Here is a 1,684-nt window from a genome sequence, read left to right on the forward strand (position 1 = left end):
ATTGAAGGGCAAATTTTCCATAATCTAGAATCACTTAATGTTGCTATACGCACATCTTTAGAAGCATTTAACAGCCGTAGATTGAGTGGGCGTAAGGAATCCCGTCAAGAACTATTTGAGGAAATGGAAAAAGATTTTCTTCGTCCTCTTCCTACCGCTCGCTATCAGATGAAGTCTAGAAAGTCTGCTACTGTCATGGCTAATAGCTTCGTTATGCTAAGAAAGCATAGTTATAGTGTTCCAACAGAGTATATCGGCAAACGTATGGAGCTTATTTACGATAATGACAATGTTCAAATCTACTATGGGTTAAAGTTAGTTACCATCCATCAGCGAGATGATACTCCCTATACCTACTCACAGAAAGATGCACATAATCTTCCTGGTCATCATGGTAGCTTTGAAAAGGATTTGGAGGAAATATATCAACGGGCAGGGCAAATAGACAACATCCTTCTGCTTTATCTCAAGGAAGTCGCTACGCAGATGAAATATCCACCAAAAGCCTTCCGCTCTTGCCGTGGTATCATGTCGCTGGAGAAGAAGTATGGCATGGCTCGTCTAGTAGCAGCTTGTAACTGTGCCTCGGAAGGACGACGCTATGGCTATAATGAGATAAAGGATATACTACAGAAGGGTGATGATGCTCCCTATATATCTATGGATGAAGATAATATGGAGCTATCTCCTGAATATAAACCAAAAACTCATAAGAACATACGAGGCAAGGATTATTTCTCAAAGCAATTATCCAATAATAGCAAACAATTAAAGTAAACAACTATGGAACTAAATAATAATAAGACAGCACCTATTGTGCAAGAAATGGATAAGAATCAGTTATCTCTTGATTTAATGCATAGAATGAGGCTTACGGGTATGGCAACTGCCTTTGAAGAAAGTCTAACAACTACAATTGCAGATACGATGACACCAGATGCCTTTTTATCTTGGCTCTTATCTCGAGAATGGGACTATCGTTCTGCAGCAGCCATTGAAAGACTCATAAAATCAGCAGGGTTTAGATATAAAACCTATCCTGAGCAAATAGATTATAATATCAATCGCAACCTTAGCCAAAACAAAATGGAGAGAATACTCTCACTTGATTTTATCAAGCAAGGACGCAATATATTTATTACTGGTTCATCAGGAACTGGTAAAAGTTTTATCGCTACAGCTATAGGCTATCATGCTTGTAAAAATGGTATTAGAACGATGTATGCTAACATGTCAAAGCTGCTGGGGACACTTAAGGTTGCCAAGAACAAAGGAACGTTAGAAACAGAGCTAAAGAAGATAGAGCGATGTCGCTTGTTAATCCTCGATGATGCCTTCCTTGTACCTGTAGATGCAAAAGAGCGTCCTATATTACTTGATATTATAGAAGATAGGCATGAAAGGAAGTCGATTATCATATCTTCTCAACTTCCTGTAGACAACTGGTATGATGCAATAGGCGACCCTACCGTGGCAGATGCTGTACTAGATAGAATTGTGCATACCTCATATCAAATAGAACTAACTGGAGAGAGTCTTAGAAAGATAAAAGCAAAGAATATTACCAAGTAATAGCGAAATAAAATGACCCACCCGACCAGGGCATTTAGTGGGTCAATAATAAATCGTTTTACTGGGTCTAAAATACTTTGACAGGGTGGGTCAAATTAGTGTGGCTTTTCCA

At 38.7% G+C, this 1,684-nt stretch carries 2 protein-coding genes; both read left to right on the forward strand.

Translation table 11 applies throughout. The annotated features are described in order from the left end of the window. A partial coding sequence (locus HMPREF9420_RS12700) for a Mu transposase domain-containing protein (protein WP_007136146.1) occupies positions 1-777 on the forward strand: 777 nt, incomplete at its 5' end. Positions 778-783: 6 nt separating this feature from the next. Further along, positions 784-1,572, forward strand: coding sequence for an IS21-like element helper ATPase IstB (gene istB, locus HMPREF9420_RS12705; RefSeq protein ID WP_004353655.1), 789 nt, complete (start codon positions 784-786; stop codon positions 1,570-1,572). Positions 1,573-1,684 lie beyond the last annotated feature (112 nt).

It is taken from the genome of Segatella salivae DSM 15606, from assembly GCF_000185845.1.
In the GTDB taxonomy this organism is placed as follows: Bacteria; Bacteroidota; Bacteroidia; order Bacteroidales; family Bacteroidaceae; genus Prevotella; species Prevotella salivae.

Bases quoted from the DNA above. Each gene is read 5' to 3' on its own strand.
- istB (WP_004353655.1), top strand. From the start codon at position 784: ATGGAACTAAATAATAATAAGACAGCACCTATTGTGCAAGAAATGGAT.